The following is a 20833-nucleotide window of genomic DNA, read 5'->3' as shown; positions in this document are numbered from 1 at the left end:
GTTCTATAGTCATTTGGGGAGCAAATCGTGCAGTTTCCGGTAACAAAAGGGATCGCCGCGCTGTCGGTTCTTACGATCTCGTTGATAATCGCCGGCTGCGCGAGCACGGGACACATCGCGCCCCAATCGACCAGCACTGAGCCCGCCTCGCTGGACGTCGGCGCCGCGATCCGCGCGGCCAATACCGATGCGCAATGGCCCGCCGCCGACTGGTGGCGCGCCTATAACGATCCGCAGTTGAACGCGTGGATCGAACAGGCGCAGGCGGACAGTCCGACGCTCGCAGCCGCGCAGGCACGCGTGCGTGAGGCGCAGTCGTTCGCCGGCGTCGCGAAGTCCGCGCTGCTGCCGCAGGTGAACGGCAGCATGCAGATTCAGCGCAAGCAGTGGCCGGACAACGTCTTCTACGGTCCAGGCGAGCTGGCCGGCCAGCAGTCCTGGAACAACACGGCTGAACTCGGCCTGTCGTATCACCTCGATCTTTGGGGCAAGGACAAGAACGCCGCGGAGGAAGCACTCGACCTCGCGCACGCGCGCGCCGCCGACTATCGCGCCGCGCAGCTGGAACTCGAATCGAACATCGTGCGTGCCTACATCGAGATGTCGCTGAACTACGCGCTGCTCGATATCGCCAAGTCGACGCTCGAACAGCAGGAACAGGTCGCCGCGCTCGCCAACCGGCGGCTGAAAGGCGGCATCGGCACGCAGCTCGAAGTCGCGCAGGCGGAAACGCCGCTGCCCGAATACGAACGCCAGATCGACGCGATCGAAGAAGAAATCGCGCTCGGTCGCAACCAGCTGGCCGCGCTCGCCGGCAAAGGCCCCGGTGCGGGCGATTCGATCACGCGCCCGCAGATCGCGCTGTCCGCCTTCGCCGGCCTGCCGACGACGATGCCCGCCGAGCTGATCGGCCATCGCCCCGATATCGTCGCGGCGCGCTGGACGGTCGCCGCGCAGGCACGCGGCATCGACGTCGCGAAAGCGGACTTCTATCCGAATATCGATCTGCTCGCGTCCGTCGGCGGCTATGCGGCAATGGGGCCGCTGTTCGGCTTCCTGAAATCGCAGGCGGGCGGCTGGACGGCGGGCCCGGCGCTGTCGCTGCCCATCTTCACGGGCGGACGCCTGCGCTCGCAACTGGGCGCGGCTTCGGCGGGCTACGACGTGGCCGTCGAGCAATACAACCAGTCGATCGTCGGTGCACTGAAGGAGATCGCCGATCAGGTCGTGCGGATGCGTTCGCTCGATACCCAATTGAAGGACGCGAACCGTTCCGTCGCGACGGCGAACAAGACCTATCAGCTGGCGCGCGAAGGTTATCGGCGCGGCCTGACCGACTACGTGAACGTGCTGATCGCGCAAACGCAGCTGCTGCGCGCGCAGGAAGGCGTCGCGAAGGTGCAGGCCGGACAGTTGCAGGCGCACGCGACGCTCGTGACGGCGTTGGGCGGCGGCGTGATCGATCCCGCCGACGGTCCTTCACAAAAGGACGTGTTGCCCGCGCATGGCAAGGGCAAGAAGAGCGATGGCGCGAAACCGGACGACAAAGCCACCGCGAACGCGGTGAACAGCGCTTCGACCGGCACGCCGGCCGCCCACTGACTGGAGCGCCGCCGATGTCCTCGAACCCTTCCACGCCCCGCACGCCGCCGACGCCCAGCGCGCTCTACGCCGCGTTCGTCGACTGGGCGCGCACGGATGGCCGCACGTGGATCTACCTCTTCAAGGCGCTCGCCGCATGCTTCCTCGCGCTCGGCATCGCGATGAAGCTCGACCTGCCGCAGCCGCGCACCGCGATGACGACCGTGTTCATCGTGATGCAGCCGCAAAGCGGCATGGTCTTCGCGAAGAGCTTCTACCGGATTTGCGGCACGCTGATCGGACTCGTTGTGATGATGGCGCTGATCGGCCTGTTTTCGCAGCAGCCGGAGCTGTTCATCATTTCGACGGCGATCTGGGTCGGCATCTGCACCGCGGGCGCGGCGCGCAACCGCAATTTCCGCTCGTACGGTTTCGTGCTTGCGGGCTACACGGCGGCGCTGATCGGCATCCCTGCTTCGCAGCATCCCGATGGCGCGTTCATGTCGGCGCTGACTCGGGTTGCGGAAATCGTGGTCGGGATTCTGTGCTCGGGCGTCGTGAGCGCGCTCGTGTTTCCGCAGCACGCGGGCGAGCAGATGCGCAGCACGGTGCGCGCTCGCTTCTCGTCGTTCGTCGATTACGTGTGCGCCGCGCTTGCGGGCAACGCCGATCGCGCGCGCATCGAGGACACCAACGCGAAGTTCGTTGCCGATATCGTCGGCTTCGAGGCCGTGCGCAGCGTCGCCGTGTTCGAAAGCCCCGATTCGCGGATGCGCAACGGCCGACTATCGCGCCTGAACAGCGAGTTCATGACGGTATCGACACGCTTTCACGCGCTGCATCAGCTGATGAACCGCCTGCGTGTGTCCGGCGCGTCCGGCGCAGCGGGCGCGACGGCCGCCGTCGCTGCGCTCGAGCCGTACTTCCGCGAGATTTCACCGTTACTGAGCAAGTCGGGCCAGCCGGTGTTGACGGCCGCCGACGCATCGCACGCAGCCGCGCAACTGGAAGCGTTCAAGGCTGAGTTGCCGAAGCGCATGCGCGCGACCCGCGCCGCACTCGAAAGCGACGCCGACGTGCCACTGCTCGATTTCGATACGGGCGCGGAGTTGCTCTATCGTTTCGTCGACGACCTGCACGCGTATGCGGCAACGTATGCGTCGCTCGCTGTCGCGACACACGAGCGCGAGCGCTGGATCGAACGCTACGAGCCGAAGACCAACGGCATCGCGGCTGGCGTCGCGGGCCTGCGCGCGGCGATCGTGATGGCGATTCTCGGCGCGTTCTGGATCGCCACCGCGTGGCCGAGCGGCTCGACGCTGACGCTGAACGCGGCCGCCGTGTGTGCACTCGCGTCGTCGTCGCCGAACCCGACGCGCACCGCGTTCCAGATGGCGGCGGGCACGATCCTGTCGTCGACGCTCGCGCTGTTTCTGACGTTCGGCATCTATCCGCATATCGACGGCTTTGCGCTGCTGTGCGCCGCGCTCACGCCCTTCCTCGCGCTCGGCGTGTGGATGACGACGCGGCCGAAGCTCGCGGGTTACGGCGTCGGCTACTGCATTTTCTTCTGCTTTCTCGCGGGTCCGGACAACGTGATTCATTACGATCCGAGCGGCTTCATCAACGATGCCATTGCGCTCGCGCTCTCGATGCTGGTCGCGTCGATCGCGTTCGCGGTGCTGTTGCCGCCATCGACGCCGTGGCTGCGCAACCGGCTGCTCGCCGATCTGCGCGCGCAGGTGGTACTGGCGTGCCGCGGCCGGATCGGGCGTTTGTGGCGGCTACGCACGCGCTTTGAGAGCGGCGCGCGCGACCTGATGCATCAGATCAACGCGCTGGCCGCCAGCGAGCCCAGCGTGAAGCGCGACACGATGCGCTGGATGTTCGCGGTGCTGGAGATCGGCAATGCCGTGATCGACCTGCGCAGCGAGGTCACAACGCTGCCGCGCGATGCGCGCTATGCGCCGTCGATGCCCTGGCGCGTTAGTCTGCGCGCGACCTGCACGGCCGTGAGCTGCCTGTTCGAACGCCCTCGCGCCGCGCGCCTCGATAAAGCGCTGGCCGCGACAGCCGATGCGATCACCGCCGTCCAGCAGACGCTTTCGACGTTCACGCCGCCGCGCGACGAGCGCCATCAGTTGCAACGCATTTTGAGTCATCTGCATTTCATCCGGAGCGCGCTGCTCGATCCGCAATCGCCGCTGGCGCAAGCCAACGACGCGAGCGATACGAACAGCGATGCGCCACAAGGAGTTCGCCATGCCACGTGAGATTGCCGTTCTCGACGCCTACGTGCCCGCCATCGTGCTGCTGTTTATTGCGGGCGCCGCGATCACCTGGCTGCTCGACCGCGCGATAGCGTGGACGGGCCTGTATCGCGTCGTGTGGCACCCGTCCCTGTTCCGCGCGAGTTTGCTCGTGTGTGTGTGCGGCGTGCTGGGCCTCGCCGTTTATCGTTGATCCGAGTCGAATCATGACAATCAGAAACATCATTGGGTTTATCGCGACGGCCATCGTGTTCGTCGTCGCGATCTTGATCGGGCGTGCGCTGTGGGTGCACTACATGGACGAGCCGTGGACGCGCGACGGCCGCGTGCGCGCCGAAGTCGTCAACATTGCGCCCGATGTCTCGGGTGCCGTGGTCGAGCTGCCCGTGCGCGACAACCAGTTCGTGCACAAGGGCGATCTGTTGATGCAGATCGATCCATCGCACTATCAGATCGCCGTCGAGCAGGCGCAGGCTGCTGTTGCCGCGCGCAAGGCCGAATTGCAGATGCGGCGTGACGATGCGCAGCGGCGTGCGGATATGGATAGTCTCGTGGTGTCGAAGGAAAACCGCGAGAACGCGACGCATACGGCGTCTGCCGCCGAGGCGCAGTATCAGCAGGCGCTTGCCGCGCTGGATGCGGCGAAGCTCAATCTGGAGCGCACTCGCGTTGTGTCGCCGGTTGATGGGTATGTTACGAATCTGAATGTGTATCGCGGGGACTATGCGATTTCTGGTTCAGCGAAGCTGGCTGTCGTGGATAGCAATTCGTTCTGGGTGTATGGGTATTTTGAGGAAACGAAGCTGCCGCATGTGAGGGTTGGGGATAAGGCCGATATCATGTTGATGAGCGGGGGCACGTTGAAGGGGCATGTCGAGAGCATTTCCCGCGGGATTTATGATCGCGATAATCCGCAGAGCCGGGAGTTGCTGGCTGATGTGAATCCGACTTTTAACTGGGTGAGGTTGGCGCAGCGGGTGCCCGTGCGGGTGAAGATTGATTCTGTGCCTGAAGGGGTTCTGCTTTCGGCAGGGACGACTTGTACGGTTGTTGTTACGCCGTCTTGAGTTTTTGGTTGTCTGCGACGCTGGGTGGTTTGCTTCGTGTTTTCGCTGGCATCCGGGTTGGCGCCTTTGCGGCGCGGGCGGTTTGGGTCTGTCATAGATTTTGTGTTCAGGGCATAGCATGTAGCTCAAGGAGCATGTATGTCACGCAAACCCAAGACGACTACCGAAGCGCCGACAGTGTTACCGTCCATTCCGAAGGAACTGATCGATCAGTTCGTGAAGGGACCCATGACCGCCGAAGCGGTGCACGCCGCTTCAGCGGCATTCAAGAAGGCGCTGATCGAGCGGGCGCTGGGCGCCGAACTTGGACACCATCTGGGTTATCCGGCGGGTGCCGTGCGGCCCGAAGACGCGACCAACCAGCGCAACGGCAAGAGCGGCAAGACGGTGCTGACCGACGACGGTCCGCTGCGCCTGGAGATTCCGCGTGACCGCGACGGCAGCTTTGCCCCGATCCTGATTCCGAAGCACGAGCGACGTTTCACCGGCTTTGACGACAAGATCATCGCGATGTACGCCCGTGGCATGACGGTGCGCGAGATCCAGGGGTTTCTGGCTGAGCAGTACGGTACCGATGTGTCGCCGGAATTCATCAGCTCGGTGACCGATGCCGTGATGGACGAGGTGAGTATCTGGCAGGCGCGCCCGCTCGAGCCGATGTACCCGGTAGTGTTCTTTGACGCGCTACGCGTCAAGATCCGCGAGGAAGGGATGGTGCGCAACAAGGCGATCTATCTGGCGCTGGGCATCCTGCCGGACGGCACACGGGACATCCTGGGGCTGTGGATCGAGAACACGGAAGGCGCGAAGTTCTGGATGAAGGTATTCAGCGACCTGAAGGTGCGTGGCGTGCAGGACATCCTGATCGCGGTCACCGATGGACTGAAGGGCATGCCTGAAGCGCTGGGCGCGGTGTTTCCGGCCACCACGCTCCAGACGTGCATCGTGCACCTGATCCGCAACTCGCTGGACTACGCGAGCTGGAAAGACCGGCGGGGGCTGGCTGCCGCCCTCAAACCGATCTATTCGGCAACGGGCGCTGAAGCTGCCCAGGCCGAACTGGACGCGTTCGAACAGGGCGAGTGGGGCCAGAAATTCCCGACGGTGGTGGCCGCCTGGCGTCGGGCCTGGGATCGCGTGATCCCCTTCTTCGCGTTTCCGCCAGCGGTTCGCAAGGTGATCTACACGACTAATGCCATCGAAAGCGTCAATGCCCGGCTACGCAAGATCGTCAAGACGCGTGGACACTTCCCGACGGACGAGGCCGCGACCAAACTGCTATGGCTGGCCTTGCGCAATATCACGGCTGACTGGAGCCGTGCCGCGCATGACTGGAAAGCCGCGATGAACCAGTTCGCGATCCTCTACGAGGATCGCTTCACCAGGAATCATTTGTAGAATGCAATTGATGAGCCTGCCAGATGGCAGGCTTTTAGCTGCCTTGCACACAAAAATTCAGACACCCCCGGCGGTTTGGTTGTTCTGACCTTTGCGCTGGCATCCGCGTTTTGCCTTCGTGCCCGCGGGCGGTTTGGTTTGTTCTTTCGCTGGCATCCGCGTGTTGCCTTCGTGCTTCACGCGTCGCCCCTGTGCGGGGCGGCACCTACTTTTCTTTGCCGCCGCAAAGAAAAGTAGGCAAAAGAAAGCGGCTCACACCGCTAATTCTTCTTCCTGCCTGAGGGCCCCCAACGGCCCCGTCCTTCACGCGGTAACGCATCTGTTCACGTGCGTTGCCAACGCTCTCTCTGTACGCCTCACCCGCTTCATGCACCCGCGTCGCAGCACGCCGTGCCAGATAGTCCACCGCCGCCCAGGTGGCAAACTGTGTGTAGGCTTTCGCGCCATTCGCGCCTCACTCCGGACTGGGAAGCAAGGCTGGTGTTTCTGGTAAGAACACTAACCTGTGCGGTGCGACAACCTACACACAGTTTGCCACCTGGGCGGCAGAAACGATTCGCTGCCGCCAGCCCTTGTGCGGATGTCTGAAGCGGGTGACGCGCTTATTCAAAGCGTTAGCAACGGGCATGAAATGAGACGTCGCCGTGTGAAGCGTGGGACCGGTTGGGGGCCCTCAGGCAGGAACAAGGATTGGCGGTGTTGGCCGCTTTCTTTTGCCTACTTTTCTTTGCGGCGGCAAAGAAAAGTAGGTGCCGCCCCGCACAGGGGCGACGCGTGAAGCACGAAAACATAACGCGGATGCCAGCGAAAGAACAAACCAAACTGCCCACGCAGCAAAGGCCCCCAACCCGGATACCACCCGCAACGTCAAAAACCAAAGCGTCGCAGACAAACCACCCCTTCACCGCAGCGAAAATTTCGCCACAGCCACCTTCAGCGCTTGCGCCTGATCATCCAACGCCCGCGCAGCGGCAGTAGCCTGCTCGACGAGTGCAGCATTCTGCTGAGTCCCAGCATCCATCTGCGACACCGCGAGGTTGATCTCCTCAATCCCAGAACTCTGCTCGGCGGAAGCCGCGGAAATCTCCCCCATGATATCCGTCACACGCTTCACGGCCTTGACGACTTCGTCCATCGTCTGCCCGGCGTCCTGCGCGAGTTGAGACCCGTTGCTCGCCCGCTCGACGGACGCGCTGATCAGCGTCTTGATCTCCTTGGCGGCCGCCGCGCTGCGCTGCGCAAGGTTGCGCACCTCACCCGCCACCACCGAGAACCCACGCCCTTCCTCGCCCGCACGCGCCGCCTCGACGGCGGCATTCAACGCGAGAATGTTCGTCTGGAACGCAATCCCTTCGATCACGCCGATGATGTCGCCGATGCTCTTCGCGCTGTCGTTGATCTGGCCCATCGTCGTGACCACGCGGCCAACCACGTCGCCGCCCTTCTCCGCAATCGACGACGCATTGTCGGCAAGCGTGCGCGCCTGCTTCGCGTTGTCCGCGTTCTGACGCACCGTCGACGTCAACTCCTCCATGCTGCTCGCCGTCCGTTCGAGCGCCATCGCCTGCTGCTCGGTGCGCTGCGACAGGTCGAGATTGCCCATCGAAATCTGCCCCGACGCGGCCGCGATCGCCTCGGCGCTCGCCGCGATATGCGAGACCGTCGATGACAGACCATTCTGCATATCACGCAGCGCGGACAGCATGCTGCCGTTGTCGCGCTTGCCGAGCGCGATGTCGTTCGACAGATCGCCCGCTGCGATACGGCTCGCGATCTCCTTCGCGTACACCGGCTCGCCGCCCAGTTGCCGCGCGAGACGCCGCACGACCCACTCGCTGATGACGAACGCGAGCACGATCAGCGCGATCGTCATCACGGCCATCATCACGAACGACGATTGATAGATAAACGACGACGCGTCGATCGTCGCCTTCGCGGCCGTGCCGCGCTGCGCGACCAGCTCATCGACGAGCTTCTCGAGCTTGCCCGTCTCGACGAGCAGCGACACGTCCGTCGTGCCGACCTGCCAGTTCATCTGCGACAGGTCGAGCGGCTGCGCCTTCACGAGCGTGACGAAATCGCGCATATGCCCGCTCCACACGCCGATCGCGGCAGCGAACTTCTTCTGCTGCGCAGTGGCGGCGGCGGAATCGGCGTATTGCTGGAGCGTATTGAGTTCGGCCGACAAACCCGTCAGCCCTTTGTCGATATCGGCGCCGAGCTCATCGCGTTCTTTCGCGGTCGTCGCCGTCAGCAGCATCTTCTGGGCGCGGCTCGAACGCAGCAGGTAGCCACGCGCCTCCTCCGCAGCCCGGCTCGCGATATGGCCCTGCTCGTAGATCGAGCGCATCTGCCCGTTCAGGCGGCTGATCTGCGCGAGCGAAAACACGCCGATCGCCAGCGTGCCCGCCAGCAGCACAGCGAAGGCGAACCGCAAGGTCGTCTTCACCGACCAGCCGCGCATCCTGCCGCCCGCCGTCCGCTTGCCTGAACGCGCCCGTGCTCCCACCGCTTCACCATCCGGCACGAAACCCGCGTCCGTCTGGCCACCCAGCGAAACTGCTTTCATATTTCTCGTCCCCGCTTGTCGTGCTGCCGAAAAGGTCAGTTCCGGCATTGCTGCTTTTCTCTCCGGGTTGACGGCATCGCCGGCGGCGTTCTTGAGGCCGTCCGTCCGGCAATTTTCCCGGTCCTGCGCGCGCCGCCTCGTGGGCAGCACGCCGCGTCGGATTTATACATTGGCCAAAATTCGTTGGGCGCGTTTCCCACGTTTTGCGCTGTGAGTTTTACTCTAATTCGCCCGGACGGCGCGCCATACCGGTGCCGCCGACTGTGTCCGCCGCACAAAAAGCAGGCACGAAAGCTCGTTTGACGCGCCAACAGATGTCCGAATCACGACAAAACTTGTCCGGACAATTGATGGGAGACACACTACACTTCATCAAACGCTAAAAACATCTGCTGTCGCCGACGGCCTTGCCGCAACTGCCGGCGTCTGCTTCCGAGCCACCCTCTCCTGACCGACCACATGGAATCCAGCCTCGACAAAGGCGCCCTGGCTGGCGCCGCCGCTTCAGCTTCTGCTCCTGCCGCCTCCCGGCCGCAAGCGAAGACCGTCTATTCGATCCTTGGCGCAATCAGCTTCTCGCATCTGATGAACGACATGATCCAGTCGTTGATCCTTGCGATCTATCCGATGCTGAAGGCGAATTTCTCGCTGTCGTTCGGGCAGATCGGCCTGATCACGCTGACGTATCAGATCACGGCCTCGCTGCTGCAGCCGCTGATCGGCATTTATACGGACAAGCATCCGAAGCCGTACTCGCTGCCGGTCGGCATGGGCTTTACGCTGTCGGGCCTGCTGCTGATGTCGGTGGCGCCGAGCTTCGGCGTGCTGCTGATCGCCGCGGCGCTGGTTGGCTGCGGATCGTCGGTATTTCACCCTGAGTCGTCGCGCGTGGCGCGCATGGCGTCGGGCGGCAAGCATGGTCTCGCGCAGTCGCTGTTCCAGGTGGGCGGCAACGCCGGCTCGTCGCTCGGGCCGCTGCTCGCGGCGCTGATCGTGATTCCGCATGGCCAGCGCAGCATTGCGTGGTTTTCGGCGGCGGCGCTCGTCGGGATTCTCGTGCTCACGTATATCAGCCGCTGGTACAAGCATCATCCCGCGACGAAAAAGGCGCGCGCCGGGCAGGTTGCGCATACGGCGCTGCCGCGTGGCAAGGTGGCGTTCGCGATGAGCATTCTCGTGCTGCTGGTGTTCTCGAAGTACTTCTATCTGACCAGCATCAATAGCTACTTCACGTTCTATCTGATCGACAAGTTCCATCTACCCGTGCAGGCCGCGCAGGTGCATCTGTTCGTGTTCCTTGCGGCTGTCGCGGCGGGGACCGTGATCGGTGGACCGGTTGGCGACCGGATTGGCCGTAAGTATGTGATCTGGGTGTCGATTCTTGGTGTTGCGCCGTTCACGTTGCTGCTGCCGTATGCGAATCTGTTCTGGACGGGGGTGCTGACCGTCATTATCGGTATCGTGCTGGCGTCGGCGTTTTCGGCGATTCTCGTTTATGCGCAGGAGCTCATTCCTGGTAAGGTCGGGATGGTTGCCGGGTTGTTCTTTGGATTTGCCTTTGGGCTTGGCGGTATCGGCGCAGCCGTGCTGGGTCAACTGGCTGACGCGACTAGCATCGCCTATGTGTACAAGGTTTGCTCGTTCTTGCCGTTGCTCGGGATTTTGACTGTGTTTTTGCCGGATGTTGAAGGGAAGTCAGTCAAAGCTTGACCTGCCTTTGCGCTGGCATCCGCGCTTTGCCTTCGTGCTTTAGGCGTCGCCGTTCGGTATGTTTGCCGTTGCGCTGGCATCCGCGCTTTGCCTTCGTGCTTCATGCGTCGCCCCTGTGCGGGGCGGCACCTACTTTTCTTTGCCGCCGCAAAGAAAAGTAGGCAAAAGAAAGCGGCTAACACCGCCAACATTTCTTCCTGCCTGAGGGGCCCCAACCGGTCCCTTACTTCTCGCGGCAACTTCTCGATTCAAGTTCGTTGCCAGCGCTCTTGCAGTGCGCCTCACCCGCTTCACGCTCCCGCGTTTCAGCATGCCTTGCCAGATAGTCCACCGCCGCCCAGGTGGCAAACTGTGTGTCGGCCGTAGTACCACACACGCCTCACTTCGAACCGATAGTACACGCGTCCCACCCTGTAAGAGCGCCAAGCTATACGACGCGACAACCTACACACAGTTTGCCACCTGGGCTGCAGAAACCATTCGCTGCCGCTAGCACGTGTGCGGGTGTTTGAAGTGGGTGAGGCGTTCATTCGAAGCGTTGGCAACGAGCACCGACCAGGGCACTGTCATGTGAAGCGTGGGGACGTTGGGGGCCCGTGGATAAAAACACGGGCTGGCGGTGTTAGCCGCTTTCTTTTGCCTACTTTTCTTTGCGGCGGCAAAGAAAAGTAGGTGCCGCCCCGCACAGGGGCAACGCGTGAAGCACGAAGGCATAACGCGGATGCCAGCTCAAAGGCCCACACAACCGAAACCGCCTGCGCAGCAAACACCGCAACCCGGATGCCAGCGCAAGCCAAAGCGAACCACCCTGCGTCGCAGACAAAACCAAAACCAAACCGAACCCCTGGTCTACCCGCGTTGCCGGCAACACCCCCCTGCACTATCCTGTGCAAACCCGCGCGCCAGCGAAAAGCCATAGCCTGGAGGGGCCACGCCCAATGACCACTTACCGCGAGTTCCACCGCCGCTCAATCGAATCCCCCGAAGAATTCTGGCGCGAAGAGGCCAACCGCATCCACTGGCAAACCCCATTCGACACCGTCCTCGACCGCTCAAACCCGCCTTTCGCACGCTGGTTCGTCGGCGGCAAAACGAACCTGTGCCACAACGCGGTGGACCGGCATCTCGCGCAACGCGCACAACAGAACGCACTCATCTACGTATCGACGGAAACGGGCATCGAGCGCCGCTACACCTATGCCGATCTGCACGCCGAAGTGAACCGGATGGCGGCCGTGATGCGCTCGCTCGGCGTCAAGCGCAGCGACCGCGTGCTCATCTATCTCCCGATGATCCCCGAAGCCGTGTTCGCGATGCTCGCATGCGCGCGCCTGGGCGCGATCCATTCGGTCGTATTCGGCGGCTTCGCCGCGCCAAATCTGGCCGCCCGTATCGACGACGCAAAACCCGCGCTGATCGTCACAGCCGACGCCGGCGCGCGCGCAGGCAAGGTGATCGACTACACGCCGCTCGTCGATGAAGCGCTATCGCGCGCGACGCACAAGACGCCCAAGGTGCTGCTGATCGACCGGCAACTGGCCCCCGAGCGCCTGAACGCCCCGTATCTCGTCGCCTACGAGCCCCTACGCGAGCAATTCTTCGACGCGCACGTGCAATGCGAATGGCTCGAATCGACGGAACCTTCGTACGTGCTCTACACGTCCGGCACGACGGGCAAGCCGAAAGGCGTGCAGCGCGATGTCGGCGGCTATGCGGTCGCGCTCGCGGCATCGATGGAATACATCTTCCAGGGCAAGGCGGGTGACACGATGTTCACCGCGTCCGACGTCGGCTGGGTGGTCGGCCACAGCTACATCGTCTACGCGCCGCTGATCGCGGGCCTCACGACCGTCATGTACGAAGGCACCCCCATCCGTCCCGATGGCGGCATCTGGTGGCGGCTCGTCGAGCAGTACAAAATCAATCTGATGTTCACCGCGCCGACCGCGATCCGCGTGCTGAAGAAACAAGACCCGGCGCTTCTGAAACAGGCCGATCTGTCGAGCCTGCGTACGCTCTTCCTCGCGGGCGAACCGCTCGACGCGCCGACGGCGTCGTGGATCACCGATGCGCTCGGCAAACCCGTCGTCGACAACTTCTGGCAGACGGAAACCGGCTGGCCGATTCTCGCGATCCAGCGCGGCGTCGAAGCGCTGCCGCAAAAGCTCGGCTCACCGGGCGTGCCCTGCTACGGCTACGACCTGACGCTGCGCAACGAGCACACGGGTGAGCCGTGCGCGCCCGGCGAAAAAGGCGTCATCACGCTCGGCTATCCGTTGCCGCCCGGCTGCATGTCGACCGTCTGGGGCGACGACAAACGCTTCGTCAAAACGTATTGGGAAAGCGTGCCGAACCAGCAGCTCTATTCGACATTCGACTGGGGCATTCAGGATGAAGACGGCTACGTGACGATCCTCGGCCGCACCGACGACGTGATCAACGTCGCGGGCCATCGCCTCGGCACGCGCGAAATCGAAGAGGCGCTGTCGGCGCACAAGGCCGTCGCGGAAGTCGCCGTGGTCGGCGTGACGGATCAGGTGAAAGGACAGGCAGCCGTGGCGTTCGTCGTCGTGCGCGACGCCGGCGCGTACGAGTCCGATGAAGCCCGTGTGAAACTCTCCGCCGAACTGTGCGCGACCGTGGATCGCCAACTCGGCGCGATCGCGCGGCCCGCGCATGTCGTGCTGGTGTCGATGCTGCCGAAGACGCGCTCCGGCAAACTGTTGCGCCGCGCGATCGCGGCACTCGCCGAAGGCCGCGACCCCGGCGATCTGCCGACTATTGAAGACCCGTCGGCATTGCAGCAGATCCGCGATGCCGTCGCAGCCGCGTTCAGCGCGAAGTAAGTCTCGTGAAAAACGGCGCGCGTCTCAACCGCGCGCCGACAAAAACCGCCTGAGAATCCCGCTCGAATACGTGCCCGCCAGCTCCGTCAGAAACGTGACGAACGACGCGGGCGCATGCGCGTCCGCCGTATCGGAAATGGTCCGCACGATCGCGCAAGGCACGCTGTACTCGTAGCAGACTTGCGCGATCGCCGCGCCTTCCATCTCGACCGCGAGCGCATCGGGCAATGCGGCACGCAGCAGATCGACGGACGTCGCGCTGGCGACGAACTGGTCGCCGCTGATGATCAGGCCGCTGTGCACCGTCGGCACCGCCTCCGTCAGAAAGCGCTGCGACAGCGCCGCGCCCTCTTCTTCGACGAAGCGATCGCACGCGTTGACCAACGCGGCCGTCAACGGCGCGTCGGCGGCAAAGCGCGAGATGCCGAGCAGCGGCACTTCGAAGCGCGGAAAAAGCGGCGACGCATCCAGATCGTGCTGCATCAACGTTTCGGCCACGACGATATCGCCGATTCGCACCGTCGGCCCGACACCGCCCGCAACGCCCGTGAACACCACCGCCTCGACATCGAACGCGTGTATCAGCGCGCTCACGGTCGCCGCCGCCGCGACCTTGCCGACGCGCCCCAGCGTCACGACGCACGGCGCGCCGTGCACCGTGCCGATGTGATAGTCGCGCTTGCCGTGCGTGATCGTTTCAACTGCACCCTCTGCGCGCATCGCCGCGACGAGATCGCCGAGTTCCTCGGGCAGCGCCGCCATCACGCCGAGTGGACGGCGCGGAATCGTCGCTTCGGACGGGAGCGCGCTCATTCGACCGCCTGCAGTTTCGCGACGGCCAGCGCGAGCCATTTCTCGCCGTGGCGCTTGAACTTCACCTGCGCTTTGGCATCGGCGCCGCCGCCTTCGAGTGCGGTGACCGTGCCTTCGCCGAACTTCGTGTGGAATACCTGCTGGCCGACGCGGAAACCCGTGTCCGCCGCGCGCTGCTCGTTCGCAAACGCGGGCAAAGGCGCGCTCGCCACCGTCGACGCGCCGCCGCCATAACCCTGCTGACGGTCCGGCCGCGAGAACCAGTCGCGGCCCCAGCCCGCGTTATCGGAACGGCCGCCCCAGCGCGCGCCCGCTTCGACTTTCGGCGTGAGCCACTTGAGCGTTTCCTGCGGCAATTCGTCGAAGAAGCGCGAGCGGATGTTGTAGCGCGTCTGGCCGTGCAGCATCCGGCTCTGCGCGAACGACAGGTACAGCCGCTCCTTCGCACGCGTGATCGCGACATACATCAGGCGGCGCTCTTCTTCGAGGCCGTCCGTTTCCATCGCGCTATTCTCGTGCGGGAACAGCCCTTCTTCGAGGCCGGTGATGAACACCGCCGTGAATTCGAGACCCTTCGCCGCGTGCACCGTCATCAGTTGCACGGCCTCCTGGCCGGCTTGCGCCTGGTTGTCACCCGCTTCGAGCGACGCATGCGACAGGAAGCCCGCGAGCGGCGTCATCGTGTCGGGGTTTTGCGCGGGATCGGCGGGATTCTCGGCGTCGAGCACGTCGACGCCAGAATCGTCGGTCGCGACGACGAGTTCGGGCGCCGCCGTCGCGCCCGGGCGCAGCGGAATCGAGCGTGCGGGCGTGTCGAGGCCGTAGCCTTCTTCACTGACGAAAGCCGTCGCCGCGTTCACCAGTTCTTGCAAGTTCTCGAGCCGGTCCTGACCTTCACGCTCGTTCTGATAGAACTCGGACAGGCCGCTTGCGCGCACCACGTATTCGACCGTTTCAGGCAGACTCATCTGCGCCGTTTCCGCGCGCATCTTCGCGATCAGGTTCGCGAACCCGCCGAGGCTCGTGCCCGCCTTGCCCGTCACGTACGGAATCGCCACCGCCATCGACGTGTTGTACGAACGCGCCGCGTCCGCCAGTTGTTCGATCGAGCGTGCGCCGATGCCGCGCGTCGGGAAATTGACGACGCGCGCGAATGCCGTGTCGTCGTTCGGATTGTCGATCAGGCGCAGATACGCGAGCGCGTGCTTCACTTCCTGGCGCTCGAAGAACCGCAAACCGCCATACACGCGATACGGAATGCCCGCATTCACGAGCGTATGTTCGATCGTCCGCGACTGCGCGTTGCTCCGGTACAGCACGGCGACCTCGCTGCGCGACGCGCCCGTGCTGATCAGCGCGCGAATCTCTTCGACGATCCAGCCCGCTTCCTGCGAATCCGTCGCTGCCTCGTAGACGCGCACCGGCTCGCCGTGGCCCGCGTCGGTGCGCAGGTTCTTGCCCAGGCGCCGCGAATTGTTCGCGATCAGATGATTCGCGGCATCGAGAATATGGCCGTGCGAGCGATAGTTCTGCTCCAGCTTGATCAGATTCCGAACCTTGAACTCCTGCTCGAAGTCGCGCATGTTGCCGACGTTCGCGCCGCGAAACGCGTAGATGGACTGGTCGTCGTCGCCGACCGCGAAGATCGCGTTGTGCTCGCCCGCCAGCAGCTTGAGCCACGCGTATTGCAGCTTGTTCGTGTCCTGGAACTCGTCGACCAGAATATGACGGAAGCGCGCCTGGTAATGCGCGCGCAGCGGCGGGTTGTACGACAGCAGTTCGTAGCAGCGCAACAGCAGTTCCGGAAAATCGACGACGCCTTCGCGCTGGCATTGCTGGTCGTACGCTTCATACAGTTCGACGAACTTGCGGTTGAAGTTGTCGGACGCGTCGACGTCTTTCGCCCGCAGCCCCTGCTCCTTCGCGTTGTTGATGAAGTACTGCAGGTTCTTCGCCGGATATTTCTCGTCGTCGATATTCAGGCCCTTCATCAGGCGCTTGATCGCGGAAAGCTGGTCCGCCGTATCGAGAATCTGGAACGTCTGCGGCAGACCGGCGTCGCGGAAATGCGCGCGCAGCATCCGGTTGCACAGGCCGTGGAACGTGCCGATCCACATGCCGCGCGTGTCGATGGGAAGCAGCGCCGACAGGCGCGACATCATTTCGCGCGCGGCCTTGTTCGTGAAGGTGACGCCGAGAATGGTCGGCGGAGATGCGAGACCCTGCTGGATCAGCCACGCGATCCGCGTGATCAGCACGCGCGTCTTGCCGCTGCCTGCGCCCGCCAGAATGAGCGCCGGTTCGTTCGGCAGCGTGACGGCGGCGTGTTGTTCGGGGTTCAGGTTCGCGAGCAGTTCGGGCATGGATGACGAGAAGAGACTACGGTTGCGGCGGGTGGTCCGTCATTATAAGACCGCGGGACAGCGCTGCCCGTCGCGTGATTTCCGCCCCCGATTCCATAGCCGCTCGCGCCCGTGATGCACAGGCGCGCAGGCAAGCGCGGCCCGCCGCTGCCGCATCCCTTTATAATTCAAGGTTTCAGGCATCTTTCCACGCATTTTCCGGCAGATTTTGACGATGACGACAAGCGACAGCACGCTGGCCAAGAGTTTCGAGCCGCAGACGATCGAGTCCCAATGGGGCCCCGAATGGGAAAAACGCGGCTACGCCGCTCCGACCATGGAGCCGGGCCGCAAGAATTTCTCGATCCAGTTGCCGCCGCCCAACGTCACGGGCACGCTGCACATGGGCCACGCGTTCAACCAGACGATCATGGACGGCCTCACGCGCTACCACCGGATGCTCGGCGAAAACACGCTGTGGGTGCCCGGCACGGACCACGCGGGCATCGCGACGCAGATCGTCGTCGAGCGTCAGCTGGACGCGCAGGGCGTGTCGCGCCATGACCTCGGCCGCGAAAAGTTCGTCGAGCGCGTGTGGGAATGGAAGCAGCAGTCCGGTTCGACGATCACGGGCCAGGTGCGCCGTCTGGGCGCGTCGATCGACTGGTCGCGCGAATACTTCACGATGGACGACAAGATGTCGGCCGCCGTGCGCGACGTGTTCGTGCGCCTGTATGAACAGGGCCTGATCTACCGTGGCAAGCGCCTCGTCAACTGGGACCCGGTGCTGCTCACAGCCGTGTCCGATCTCGAAGTGGTCAGCGAGGAAGAAAACGGCCACCTGTGGCACATCCAGTACCCGCTCGCGGACGGCTCGGGCCATCTGACGGTGGCCACGACGCGCCCTGAAACCATGCTCGGCGACGTCGCCGCGATGGTTCACCCGGAAGACGAGCGCTACGCGCATCTGATCGGCAAGACCGTCAAGCTGCCGCTCACGGACCGCGAAATCCCCATCATCGCCGACGACTACGTGGACCGCGAATTCGGCACGGGCGTCGTGAAGGTCACGCCCGCGCACGATTTCAACGACTATCAGGTCGGCCAGCGCCACAAGCTGCCGCAGATCGAAATCCTCACGCTCGACGCGAAGATCAACGACAACGCGCCCGAAAAGTATCGCGGTCTGGACCGCTTCGAAGCGCGCAAGCAGGTGGTCGCGGATCTGGAAGCGCTCGGGCTGCTCGAATCCGTCAAGCCGCACAAGCTCATGGTGCCGCGCGGCGACCGCACGAACGTCGTCATCGAACCGATGCTCACGGACCAATGGTTCGTCGCCATGACCAAGCCCGCGCCGGAAGGCACCTTCAATCCGGGCAAGTCGATCACGGAAACATCGCTCGATGTGGTGCGCAACGGCCAGATCAAGTTCGTGCCGGAAAACTGGACGACCACTTATTACCAGTGGCTCGAAAACATCCAGGACTGGTGCATCTCGCGTCAATTGTGGTGGGGCCACCAGATTCCCGCGTGGTACGGCGATAACGGCGAAATCTTCGTCGCGAAGACGGAAGAGGAAGCCCGCGCCAAGGCAGACGCTGAAGGCTACAAAGGCTCGCTCAAGCGCGACGAAGACGTGCTCGACACGTGGTTCTCGTCGGCGCTCGTGCCGTTCTCGTCGCTCGGCTGGCCTGCAGAGACGCCCGAACTGAAGGCGTTCCTGCCGTCGTCGGTGCTGGTGACGGGCTTCGACATCATCTTCTTCTGGGTCGCGCGCATGGTCATGATGACCACGCACTTCACCGGCAAGGTGCCGTTCGACACCGTCTACGTGCACGGTCTGGTGCGCGATGCCGAAGGCCAGAAGATGTCGAAGAGCAAGGGCAATACGCTCGACCCGATCGATATCGTCGACGGCATCGACCTCGATGCGCTCGTCGCAAAGCGCACCACGGGCCTGATGAATCCGAAGCAGGCGGCGTCGATCGAAAAGAAGACGCGCAAGGAGTTCCCCGACGGCATTCCCGCGTTCGGCACGGATGCGTTGCGCTTCACGATGGCGTCGATGGCGACGCTCGGCCGCAACGTCAACTTCGACCTCGCGCGCTGCGAAGGCTATCGCAACTTCTGCAACAAGCTGTGGAACGCGACGCGCTTCGTGCTGATGAACTGCGAAGGCCACGACTGCGGCTTCTCGAAGCCGGGCGCGTGCCAACCGGGCGATTGCGGCCCCGGCGGCTACACGGACTTCTCGCAGGCCGATCGCTGGATCGTGTCGCTGCTTCAGCGCGTCGAAGCCGACGTCGAAAAGGCATTTGCCGACTATCGTTTCGACAATGTGGCAAACGCCCTATACAAGTTCGTGTGGGACGAATACTGTGACTGGTATCTCGAACTGGCGAAGGTGCAGATCCAGACGGGCACGCCCGAGCAGCAGCGCGCCACGCGCCGCACGCTGTTGCGTGTGCTCGAAACGGTGCTGCGTCTCGCGCACCCGGTGATTCCTTTCATTACGGAAGCGTTGTGGCAAAAGGTGGCGCCGCTCGCGGCGAAGTACCCGGAAGGCAAGGCAGAAGGCGAGGCGTCGATCATGACGCAGCCCTACCCGATCGCCGAGCCGGGCAAGATCGACGAATCGGCCGAACAATGGGCCGCCGATCTGAAAGCCGTGATCGACGCGTGCCGGAACCTGCGCGGCGAGATGAACCTGTCGCCGGCGACGAAGGTGCCGCTGCTGGTGACGGGCAACGCGGAGCGCCTGGCGTCGTTCGCGCCTTACGCGCAGGCGTTGGCGCGTTTGTCCGAAGTGCAGATCATCGCCGACGAAGCGACGCTGGATGCGCAAGCACATGGCGCGCCGATTGCTATCGTAGGAACGGACAAGCTTGTGCTGAAGGTGGAAATCGACGTTGCCGCAGAGCGCGAGCGCCTGTCAAAAGAGATTGCGAGACTGAGCGCAGAAGTTTCGAAATGTAACGCCAAGCTGCAGAACGAGAGTTTTGTTGCAAAAGCACCGCCGGCGGTCGTTGAGCAGGAGCAGAAAAGGCTGGCAGAATACCAGACCACGATTGGCAAGCTGACGGCACAACTGTCGCGTTTGCCTGCCTGATTGACGCTGCATGCGCGCCGAGCCACCGGCGCCGGCGCGCATCCCAAACCAGAGGACGCAGGGTACACACATGCTAAAAGTTACAAAGGCGGTCTTTCCGGTCGCGGGTCTCGGCACCCGCTTCCTCCCTGCCACCAAGGCCAGCCCGAAGGAGATGCTGCCTATCGTCGACAAGCCGCTGATCCAGTACGCGGTCGAGGAAGCGATGGCGGCCGGCATCACCGAGATGATCTTCGTGACGGGTCGCAGCAAGCGGGCGATCGAGGACCATTTCGACAAGTCCTACGAAATCGAGGCGGAACTGGAAGCGCGCGGCAAGGCGAAGCTGCTGGAGCTGGTGCGCAGCATCAAGCCGAGCCATGTGGACTGTTTCTATGTGCGTCAGCCGGAGGCGCTCGGTCTGGGCCACGCTGTGCTGTGCGCTGAGAAGCTGGTGGGCGACAATCCGTTCGCCGTGATCCTCGCGGATGATTTGCTGTATGGCAAACCGCCCGTGATGCAGCAGATGATCGAGGTGTTCGATCACTATCACAGCTCGGTGATCGGGGTTGAAGAGATTCCGGCGTCGGAGACGAGTTCGTATGGGATCGTCGATGGCAAGGAGTGGGAAGACGCCATCATCAAGATGTCAGGCATCGTGGAGAAGCCGGCGCCTGAGGTTGCGCCTTCTAACCTTGGCGTGGTTGGGCGCTATGTGTTGAAGCCCCGCATTTTCGATCATATTCGCGCGTTGAAGCCGGGCGCCGGCGGCGAATTGCAGCTGACGGATGCGATTCAGTCGTTGCTCGCTGATGAGCAGGTGCTCGCTTATAAGTACCACGGGACGCGGTTTGATTGCGGTAGCAAGTTGGGGTACCTGAAGGCTACTGTTGAGTTTGCGCTTCGGCATCCGGAAGTGGCTGCGGATTTTGAGGAGTATTTGCGGACTCGGTCGCCGGTGTTGGAAGGTTGAGGTTTTTGTCTGCGACGGCTGGTTGGTTTGCTTGTTCTTGAGCTGGCATCCGCGTTATGACTCTGCGCTGGCATCCGCGCATTGCCTTCGTGCTTCAAGCGTCGCCCCTGTGCGGGGCGGCACCTACTTTTCTTTGCCGCCGCAAAGAAAAGTAGGCAAAAGAAAGCGGCTCACAC

At 63.3% G+C, this 20833-nt stretch carries 12 protein-coding genes; 9 read left to right on the top strand and 3 right to left on the bottom strand.

Going from position 1 to position 20833, the window contains the following annotated elements; all coding sequences use genetic code 11:
• The first annotated feature begins 27 nt into the window (after window positions 1-27).
• The 5 genes from C2L64_RS05215 to C2L64_RS05195 all read left to right on the top strand — a co-directional run bounded on the left by C2L64_RS05215 (window position 28) and on the right by C2L64_RS05195 (window position 6316).
• Window positions 28-1602, top strand: coding sequence for an efflux transporter outer membrane subunit (locus tag C2L64_RS05215; RefSeq protein WP_090835371.1), 1575 nt, complete (start codon window positions 28-30; stop codon window positions 1600-1602).
• Between the two features lie 14 nt (window positions 1603-1616).
• The gene (locus C2L64_RS05210; RefSeq protein ID WP_090835369.1) at window positions 1617-3854 is read left to right on the top strand and encodes an FUSC family protein; all 2238 of its coding nucleotides are present in this window, start codon (window positions 1617-1619) and stop codon (window positions 3852-3854) included.
• A complete protein-coding gene (locus C2L64_RS05205) occupies window positions 3844-4044 on the top strand; it encodes a DUF1656 domain-containing protein (RefSeq protein WP_007585430.1) in 201 nt (66 codons plus the stop codon). The genes C2L64_RS05210 and C2L64_RS05205 overlap by 11 nt, the downstream gene beginning before the upstream one ends.
• A gap of 13 nt (window positions 4045-4057) precedes the next feature.
• A complete protein-coding gene (locus C2L64_RS05200; protein ID WP_090835368.1) occupies window positions 4058-4918 on the top strand; it encodes an efflux RND transporter periplasmic adaptor subunit in 861 nt (286 codons plus the stop codon).
• A gap of 138 nt (window positions 4919-5056) precedes the next feature.
• Window positions 5057-6316, top strand: coding sequence for an IS256 family transposase (locus C2L64_RS05195; protein ID WP_103153674.1), 1260 nt, complete (start codon window positions 5057-5059; stop codon window positions 6314-6316).
• 901 nt (window positions 6317-7217) lie between these two features.
• Here C2L64_RS05195 and C2L64_RS05185 read toward each other — a convergent pair.
• Complete coding sequence (locus C2L64_RS05185) at window positions 7218-8885, bottom strand: methyl-accepting chemotaxis protein (protein WP_079499951.1); 1668 nt, start codon at window positions 8883-8885, stop codon at window positions 7218-7220.
• A gap of 459 nt (window positions 8886-9344) precedes the next feature.
• On the opposite strand from C2L64_RS05185, the gene C2L64_RS05180 reads away from it, so the two are divergent.
• Both C2L64_RS05180 and C2L64_RS05175 read left to right on the top strand, forming a co-directional pair.
• Window positions 9345-10595 (top strand): MFS transporter, encoded by a 1251-nt coding sequence (locus C2L64_RS05180; RefSeq protein WP_090839140.1) that lies wholly within the window; start codon window positions 9345-9347, stop codon window positions 10593-10595.
• A gap of 938 nt (window positions 10596-11533) precedes the next feature.
• Complete coding sequence (locus C2L64_RS05175; RefSeq protein WP_090839143.1) at window positions 11534-13441, top strand: propionate--CoA ligase; 1908 nt, start codon at window positions 11534-11536, stop codon at window positions 13439-13441.
• Between the two features lie 24 nt (window positions 13442-13465).
• On the opposite strand, the gene C2L64_RS05170 is transcribed toward C2L64_RS05175, so the two are convergent.
• Window positions 13466-14254, bottom strand: coding sequence for a 5'-methylthioadenosine/adenosylhomocysteine nucleosidase (locus C2L64_RS05170; protein ID WP_090839145.1), 789 nt, complete (start codon window positions 14252-14254; stop codon window positions 13466-13468).
• Window positions 14251-16617, bottom strand: coding sequence for a UvrD-helicase domain-containing protein (locus C2L64_RS05165; RefSeq protein WP_090839147.1), 2367 nt, complete (start codon window positions 16615-16617; stop codon window positions 14251-14253). The genes C2L64_RS05170 and C2L64_RS05165 overlap by 4 nt, the downstream gene beginning before the upstream one ends.
• 214 nt (window positions 16618-16831) lie before the next feature.
• Between C2L64_RS05165 and C2L64_RS05160 the strand changes: the two genes are divergently transcribed.
• Window positions 16832-19705: a valine--tRNA ligase gene (locus C2L64_RS05160; protein WP_090839149.1), complete on the top strand. Its 2874-nt coding sequence runs from the start codon at window positions 16832-16834 to the stop codon at window positions 19703-19705.
• Between the two features lie 70 nt (window positions 19706-19775).
• Entirely contained in the window at window positions 19776-20657 is an 882-nt protein-coding gene (gene galU / locus C2L64_RS05155) for a UTP--glucose-1-phosphate uridylyltransferase GalU (RefSeq protein WP_007576550.1), read from the top strand.
• Window positions 20658-20833 lie beyond the last annotated feature (176 nt).

The sequence above is a fragment of the Paraburkholderia hospita genome, from assembly GCF_002902965.1.
Taxonomy (GTDB): Bacteria; Pseudomonadota; Gammaproteobacteria; order Burkholderiales; family Burkholderiaceae; genus Paraburkholderia; species Paraburkholderia hospita.
The sequence above is the reverse complement of the archived record's forward strand: the minus strand, read 5'-3'. Positions and strand labels throughout refer to the sequence as shown.